This is a genomic window from Pseudomonas lactucae, from assembly GCF_016937615.1.
Classification (GTDB): Bacteria; Pseudomonadota; Gammaproteobacteria; order Pseudomonadales; family Pseudomonadaceae; genus Aquipseudomonas; species Aquipseudomonas lactucae.
This window is the reverse complement of sequence record NZ_JAFHKI010000059.1, coordinates 67,034-75,117: the sequence shown is the minus strand read 5'-3', so window position 1 is coordinate 75,117 and position 8,084 is coordinate 67,034. Positions and strand designations below refer to the sequence as shown.

The window sequence follows — 8,084 nt, the reverse complement described above, 5'->3', positions numbered from 1 at the left end:
CCACATTGGATCACCGACATACCTTTAAATCAGCGCAAGGCGCGGCGCAGCACTTTACCCACTGTCGTTTTCGGCAGCTCAGTGCTGCGAAACTCCACATACCTGGGCACCTTGTAGCCGGTGAGGTATTCCCGGCAGTGGGCGAGGATCTGCTCCTGGGTCAGGTTCGGGTCCTTGCGCACGACGATGATCTTGACCTTCTCCCCGCTCACCCCATCCTCGACGCCAATCGCCGCCACTTCACCCACGCCGGGGTGCAGCGCCACCACGTCTTCGATTTCATTGGGGTACACGTTGAAACCCGAGACGAGGATCATGTCTTTCTTGCGGTCCACCAGGCGGATGTACCCGCGTTCGTCCATTACGCCAATGTCGCCGGTGGACAACCACCCCTCGGCATCCAGCACTTCGGCGGTCGCTTCCGGGCGTTGCCAGTAGCCTTGCATGACTTGCGGGCCGCGCACTTGCAGTTCGCCCTGCTCGCCGATATCGGCCAGTTCGCCGTCTTCGCGCATAAAGCGCACCCAGGTCGACGGCAGCGGCACGCCGATGCTGCCGGTGAAGTCCATCTCGCGCATGCGTGAAATATCGATGGGGCTGATGCTCACCACCGGCGAGCACTCGGTGAGGCCATAACCTTCGATAATCGGCAGCCCAGTGACTTCCTTCCAGCGTTTGGCCACCGCCGTGTGCGTGGCCATGCCGCCGGCGATCACCAGGCGCAGGTCGGAAAAGTCCCGTGCGCGGAACGCCGCGTTTTCCAGCAACCCGTTGAACAGCGTGTTGACCCCCGCGATGCCATTGAAGCGCTCCTTGCGCAGGATCATCTGCACCCGCTTCACGTCCCGCGGGTTGGCGATCAGGATGTTGCGCCCGCCCAGGCACATGAACATCAGGCAATTCACGGTCAGCGAGAAGATGTGGTACAGCGGCAGCAAGGTAACGTTGGTTTCCTGTTTGTCCTGGTTCAACTGATCACCGACCCAGGCCTTGGCTTGCAGCAAGTTGGCGATGATATTGCGGTGGCTGAGCATCACGCCCTTGGCATCGCCCGTGGTGCCGCCGGTGTATTGCAGGAACGCCAGGTCATCGAGGGCCAGGCTCACCGGCACGTGGCTCAGCGCCCGTCCGTGTTTCAAGGTCTGGTTGAAACGCACCGATCCCGGCAGGTTGAACGCCGGCACCTGCTTTTGCACGCGACGCAGGATGATGTTCATCGCGGCGCCCTTGAAGCTGCCGAGCAAATCGCCGATGGCCGCCACCACCACGCGCTTGACGCTGCTGCCGACGATGACTTTTTCAAGGGTATGGGCGAAGTTCTCGAAGATCACTACCGTTTCGGCGCCGCTGTCCTTGAGCAAGTGCTTGAGTTCATGGGCGGTGTACAACGGGTTGACGTTGACCACCACGGCCCCCACCAGGATCGTGCCGAGCAGGCAGATCGGATACTGCAAGCAATTGGGCATCATCAGCGCCACGCGGTCGCCTGGCTTCACGCCCTGGCCCTGCAACCAAGCGGCGAACGCGATGCCCTGTACCTGCCAGTCGGCGTAGGTCATTTCGGTGCCGATGCTGACGTAGGCTACACGCTCGCGGAATTTCTCCAGGTGTTCCAGGAACACTTCGCGCAACGACGGGTAATTCTCGATAGCGGCATCGATGTCTGCCGGGACGCCGGGCAGGTAAGCGTTCAACCACACCCGTTCGGTGTGTTCCAGGCTGATGGCGTTCATGGCAGTCTCCTTGTTGTTGTTTTGGTTGGCGCTATTTTTCGACGATGGCGGTAATGCCCAGCCCGCCCGCCGCGCAGATCGAGATCAACCCGCGACCACCGCCGTTTTCAGCAATGGTCTTGGCCAGCGCCGCCAATTGCCGGCCACCGGTGGCGGCGAACGGATGGCCGCAGCCGAGCGAACCGCCGTTGACGTTCATTTTGGCCCGGTCGATGGCGCCCAGCGGCGCGTCCAGGCCCAGGCGTTCGCGGCAGTAATCGGGGTCTTCCCAGGCTTTGAGGGTGCACAGCACCTGGGCGGCGAAAGCCTCATGTATCTCGAAGAAATCGAAGTCGGCAAAGCTCAGGCCCTCGCGCTTGAGCATGCGCGGCACGGCGTGGGTCGGGGCCATCAGCAGGCCTTCGCTGCCGTCGACAAAATTCACCGCCGCCGTCTCGCCTGTACGCAGGTAGGCCAGCACCGGCCAGCCATTGGCGGCGGCCCATTCCTCACTGGCCAGCAGCACCACCGAGGCGCCGTCGGTAAGCGGCGTGGAATTGCCCGCCGTCAGGGTGCCGTTGCGCCGGTCGTAGGCGGGTGACAAACCGGCGAGTTTTTCCAGGCTGGCATCGGCGCGCAGGTTGTTGTCACGGGCCAGGCCGCGATGGGGGCTGATCAGGTCATCGAAAAAACCGCGTTGGTAGGCCGCCTCCAGGCGCTGGTGGCTGACGAGGGTCAGTTCATCCTGGGCCAGGCGCTTGATCTGCCAGCGCTGGGCCATGGCTTCGCAGTGCTCGCCCATCGACAAACCGGTGCGCGGCTCGCCATTGCGCGGCAGCAGCGGCTTGAAGAACATTGACGGGCGCACCTTGAGCAAGCGCTTCACTTTGTCCCCCAGGCTCTGGGCGCGGTTGGCCGCGAGCAAGGTGTGGCGCAGGGATTCGTTGATGCCGATGGGCGCATCGGAAGTGGTGTCAGCGCCGCCGGCGATGCCCACTTCAATCTGGCCGAGGGCGATTTTATTCGCCACCAGCAACGCGGCTTCCAGGCCTGTGCCGCAGGCCTGTTGCACATCGTAGGCCGGGGTTTCGGGAGACAGGGTGGTCGACAGCAGCGATTCGCGCGCCAGGTTGAAGTCCCGCGAATGCTTGATCACCGCGCCGGCGGCGAACTCGCCCAGACGCTGGCCATGCAGGTTGTAGCGGTCCACCAGGCCCTGCAGCGCGGCCACCAGCAGGTCCTGATTGCTGTCGTGGGCGTAGACGGTATTGGAGCGTGCAAAGGGAATGCGGTTGCCGCCAATGATCGCCACACGGCGGGTGGCGGCAGGGTTGAAACTGTAGTCACTCATTTAACGCTCTCTTTCCAAATGAACAGCCCGCGCATATGGGGTTTGTCGCCGGCAAAATTACGCACTTCGAACTCACGGCGCGGCCCGGGCATCGGGTGACTCCACAGCGCGACCTGGCCAGGCAGGAAGATCGGCAACTTGAAGTCGCAATGGGCCTCGGCCTGGTCCAAACCGCCCGGCGGTTGCCGGGCGGCAAGCGCGCGACCCAGGGTCCACATGCCGTGGGCGATGGCGCGGCGAAAACCAAAGATCTTCGCGCCGATCGCTGAGGTGTGAATCGGGTTGAAATCCCCGGAAACCTTGGCAAACCGTCGGCCCAGATCGGCCGGCAACATCCAGCGTTGGGTACGTATCAGGCCCTCTTCCTGCAACGGCAACCCCGCGGCCCAAGGCTCGCCGACCGGGTTTTTGACATCCCGACGCAGGTAAAGGCTGTCGCTTTCCCACACCAGCGTGCCCGCGCCATAAGCCCGCGTGGCAATGCTCAGCGCCTGGCCCTTGGGATGGGCGACCCAGCGTTCGCAATACACCTCCAGGCGCAGCGCCTGGCCCTCGTGCAAGCGCTGGTACTGCCGAATACGGTTGGCCAGGTGCACCATGCCGCTGGCCGGGTACGGAAAACTCGGCCGCGTCAGCAGCATCAGGTGCAACGGGAACGCCAGCACGTGGGGATACGACAGCGGCACGCCCTGTTCGCGCCGGAAACCGCAGGCCCGGCCATACGCGGCGATGTCGGCAGCGGACAGTTCCACCGCCGAGCGCACCAGGCGCTCCCTGGGCAGCGTCGGCGCGCCGTCGAGCGTGGGTTTGCGCAGCGCGCGCAAGCCGTCCAGCAGCAGGCGCGTGCGTGAGGGCGGCGGATCGATGATCTGCGTCACATAGTCCATGGCGTCAGGCTCCCAGCAGACTTTGGCCGCATACGCGCACGACCTGGCCATTGAGCCCGCCCGACGCCGGGTGGGCCAGCCAGGCGATGGTCTCGGCCACATCGATGGGCTGGCCGCCCTGACTCATCGAGTTCATGCGCCGCCCCGCTTCGCGAATCATCAGCGGGATCTTCGCGGTCATCTGGGTCTCGATAAATCCCGGCGCCACGGCATTCACCGTTACCTGTTGCGCCGCCGCACGCGGGGCCAATGCCTGCACCAGGCCGATCACCCCTGCCTTGGAAGTGGCGTAGTTGCTTTGCCCAAGGTTGCCGGCGATGGCGGAAATCGACGATACGCACACAATCCGCCCGCCGGGGTTCACGCCCAGATTTTCCAGCAGTGCATGGCTCAGCTGCAACGGCGCTTGCAGGTTGACCGCCAGCACACTGCGCCAGGCGGCTTCGGGCATTTTGGCGATGGTCTTGTCACGGGTGATACCGGCGTTGTGCACCACCACATCGAACGCGCCGTAGTGGCCGACATGGGCCAGCAGCAATGCAGCGGCATCGGGCGCGGTGATGTCCAGCGGCAACGCCGAGCCGCCGACGCTCGCGGCGGCCTGTTGCAGCGCATCCTGGGCCTGGGGCACATCCACGCACACCACATGGGCACCGTCGCGCGCCAATACCTGGGCGATGGCCAAACCAATGCCACGGGATGCACCGGTGACCAATGCACGTCGACCGGCGAAGGGGGCGTCCCAATTGACGGCGGTGTGGCCGTCCACGGTTTTGTCCAGGCGCACCACTTGCCCTGACACATAGGCCGAGCGGCGCGACAGGAAGAAACGCAGGCTGCTGTCCAACGCGTCTTCGGCACCCGGTGCCACGTAGAGCAGTTGCACGGTGATCGCTCGGCGCAGTTCCTTGGCCAGCGAACGCACCAGGCCTTCCAGGGCGCGTTGGGCGATGGCCTGCGGCACGTCCCGGCAGTGTTCCGGCGCGGTGCCGAGTACTACCACGCGCGCATGCTGACCGAGGCGCTTGGCGTTGGCGTGAAAGAATACATACAGCGCGTCCAGCTGTTGCGCGTCGCTGACGCCCGTGGCATCGAACACCGCGCCCTGCACCTTGACCGTCGAAGGTGCCTGCAGCGTCGCCGGGGTGGCGACGACGGTGTCGGTGGCGCTGAAGATGCGCCGCACCTCGCCGGTCAGGCGCCCTGCCCCGGCGATGATCACCGGGTTGGCCAACGCTTGCTGGCCGCTGCGATGGCGTTGCAGCGGCAAGGGTTGCGGCAAGCCGACGGCCTGGGCCAGGCGACGGCCCCAGGGGGAATTGACGAATGAAAGGTAGCTGTCACTCATAACACAAATCCTGCCTTGTAAACCGGCCCCCTGTGGGAGGGGCTTGCTCCCTCCCACACTGACCGCGTTCCCGATCTAATTTACTGAGGCGTTTTCGCCCTGGCTCGTACGCCGCTTGGCGACCGGTTCCAATGCCTGCTTGCGCTGCTGCAATGCCTCCAGCAAGCCAAAGTCCTGCGCAAAGTCGTCCACCTGGATCGCGTGATCGGCGTATTCCACGTAGCGCGCGAGCAATGCTTCGTCTTCATTGCTGATCAGATCCAGCGCCCGTGCCTTGACACGCCAGGCGGTAAACGCGCTGGTGGAGATCGGCAACGGATCGATCAGGCCCTGCTTGATAGCGGGCTTGAGCCGGGCGTCGATCAACTCGACTTGCGGCAACAGACGGAAACCCAGCTCGCCGTAAGCCAATTTGTCGATTTCCGGACGTGGGATGTAAGAATCGGCCAGCAACCGGTCGCGGGTTTCGCCGGGTGTCTGCACCACCTCGGCCACCTGTGCCAGCAAATGATCCGAGGGTTTGCGCAGCGGGATGCCGAACGGAAAGGTCAGGCCGCGCACCGCGCCGGCTGCAGCTTTGGAGGGATAGTTATCGAGCACTTCGGCGAGGGCTTCATGGGCGCGCAGCAAAGCATCCTGCGCCGACCAGTGCACCAGCGGCAGGTCGGCCTGGGGCCGGCCGTCATCCTCGAAGCGCTTGAGCACGCAGGACAGGATGTACAACTGCGACAGCATATCGCCCAGGCGCCCGGTGATACTCTCCTTGCGCTTGAGGGCCGCACCCAGCACGCCCATGGAAATATCCGAAAGCAGCGCCAGCACCACCGACAGCCGATTGGCCTGGCGGTAGTAGGACGCCAGCGCCGGGTCGGTCTTGGCCGGGACGGAAATCAGCCGCCCACCGGTCAGCGCGTGCACCACTGCCCGTACGGTGTTGGCCAGCACAAAGCTCACATGGCCGAACATTGCGCTGTCGAAGTCTTCCAGCGCCCTGCGTCGGTCCAGGTTGCGCGCCGCTTCCATTTCGCGGAACACATAGGGATGGCAGCGAATCAGGCCCTGGCCAAAGATGATCAGGCAACGGGTCATGATGTTCGCGCCCTCCACCGTAATGGCGATGGGGCTTTGTTGGTAGGCACGGGCCAGGAAGTTGTTCGGGCCCATGCAGATGCCTTTGCCGGCCACGATGTCCATGCCGTCATTGACGATGATCCGCGCGCGCTCGGTGACGTGGTACTTGGCAATCGCCGAGATCACCGACGGTTTTTCACCGGCATCCAGGGAGGCCACCGAGACCTTGCGCACCGCGTCGCACGCATACAAGTGCCCGGCCATGCGCGCCAGCGGCGCCTGCACCCCTTCGAACTTGCCGATGGGCAGGCCGAACTGCTTGCGCATCGCCGCATAAGCGCTGGTGCCGCGTACTGCGACTTTGCCCAGGCCGACGTTGGCGACGGCAGGGAGATCGCGCGACCGGCGGCCAGGCATTCCATCAGCATGCGCCACCCGTTGCCGACTTGTTCGCGGCCGCCGATCACCCACTCCAGAGGGATAAACACGTCCTTGCCGGTGGTCGGGCCGTTCTGGAACACCGCGTTGAGTGGCCAGTGGCGGCGGCCGCTGTTCACACCGGGATGGGACGTTGGGATCAAGGCGCAGGTAATACCCAGCGAGCCTGGCGCGCCGAGCAAACCGTCCGGGTCTTCGGCGCGAAACGCCAGGCCGAGCACGGTCGCGATGGGCCCCAGGGTGATGTAGCGCTTGTCCCAGGTCACACGAAAACCCAAGACCTCCTCACCCTCGTGGGTGCCTTTACACACAATGCCCAGGTCGGGAATCGCCCCGGCGTCCGAGCCGGCATATGGGCTGGTCAGGGCAAAACATGGAATATCTTCGCCACGGGCCAGGCGCGGCAGGTAGTAGTTGCGCTGGGCATCGGTGCCGTAATGCAGCAGCAATTCGGCCGGGCCCAGGGAGTTGGGCACCATCACCGAAATCGCCGCCGCCGAGCAGCGCGTCGACAGCTTCATCACCACCTGCGAATGCGCATAGTGGGAAAAGCCTTTGCCGCCGTACTGCTTGGGAATGATCATGCCCAGCAAGCCTGCGTCCTTGGTGTACTGCCAGGCCTCGGGAGACATGTCCTGCCAGACCTGGGTCGTTTCCCAGTCGTTGGCGATGTCGCACAGGGTTTCCACTTCATTGTCGAGGAACGCTTGTTCCTCGGCGCTCAGGCTCGCCGGCGCGGCGCGCAGCAGGCGCTGCCAGTCGGGCTTGCCGCTGAACAACTCGGCATCCCACCACACGGTGCCGGACTCGATGGCCGCACGTTCCGTCTCGGACATTGCCGGCATGATCGTACGAAACAGCCCCAAAGCCTTGTTGGTCAACAGGGCGCGGCGCAGGGGTTTGATTGTCATCAACACGGCGGGCACGACTACCAGCACGGCCGCAACGGCGGTGCCGACACCCGCGACCACGTTGAACAGATAACCGATTGCCAGCCAGACCAGGCCGACGCCCAGCCACAGCGCCGCGCGCGCCTGTCGATACGCCAGGGCAATCGCTGCTGCAAAGCCCACCAATAACCAGATAATCATGGGGATACCTCTATTCGATTCAGTGTCCGGCCAATACGCGGAACGCTCGTGGTGAACGGTGCCGTAAACCACACTACAAACTGCGTAACGCAAATTCAAATTTTGTTTTGAAATTTTTATTTAATGCTTGGGCGAAAAAATAGCGGCTGAACGGGTCAGCCTTGGTTCCATCGACACGTACCAGCG

Annotated in this window: 4 protein-coding genes and 1 pseudogene; all 5 read right to left on the bottom strand. The window is 63.9% G+C overall.

What is annotated here, in order from left to right:
• Window positions 1-29 precede the first annotated feature (29 nt).
• Window positions 30-1,733 (bottom strand): AMP-binding protein, encoded by a 1,704-nt coding sequence (locus tag JWR98_RS12200; protein WP_205490152.1) that lies wholly within the window; start codon window positions 1,731-1,733, stop codon window positions 30-32.
• 31 nt (window positions 1,734-1,764) lie between these two features.
• Window positions 1,765-3,063 (bottom strand): acetyl-CoA C-acetyltransferase, encoded by a 1,299-nt coding sequence (locus tag JWR98_RS12195; RefSeq protein WP_078733436.1) that lies wholly within the window; start codon window positions 3,061-3,063, stop codon window positions 1,765-1,767.
• A complete protein-coding gene (locus tag JWR98_RS12190; RefSeq protein WP_078733437.1) occupies window positions 3,060-3,950 on the bottom strand; it encodes a MaoC/PaaZ C-terminal domain-containing protein in 891 nt (296 codons plus the stop codon). The genes JWR98_RS12195 and JWR98_RS12190 overlap by 4 nt, the downstream gene beginning before the upstream one ends.
• 4 nt (window positions 3,951-3,954) lie before the next feature.
• Window positions 3,955-5,298 carry a 3-oxoacyl-ACP reductase gene (locus JWR98_RS12185; RefSeq protein ID WP_205490151.1) on the bottom strand — a complete coding sequence of 448 codons (1,344 nt, stop codon included), beginning with the start codon at window positions 5,296-5,298 and terminating at the stop codon, window positions 3,955-3,957.
• 75 nt (window positions 5,299-5,373) lie between these two features.
• Window positions 5,374-7,898, bottom strand: a pseudogene (locus JWR98_RS12180) (acyl-CoA dehydrogenase).
• Window positions 7,899-8,084 lie beyond the last annotated feature (186 nt).

Coding starts and splice junctions, on each gene's coding strand:
- JWR98_RS12200 (WP_205490152.1), bottom strand. CDS start 1,733: ATGAACGCCATCAGCCTGGAACACACCGAACGGGTGTGGTTGAACGCT.
- JWR98_RS12195 (WP_078733436.1), bottom strand. CDS start 3,063: ATGAGTGACTACAGTTTCAACCCTGCCGCCACCCGCCGTGTGGCGATC.
- JWR98_RS12190 (WP_078733437.1), bottom strand. CDS start 3,950: ATGGACTATGTGACGCAGATCATCGATCCGCCGCCCTCACGCACGCGC.
- JWR98_RS12185 (WP_205490151.1), bottom strand. CDS start 5,298: ATGAGTGACAGCTACCTTTCATTCGTCAATTCCCCCTGGGGCCGTCGC.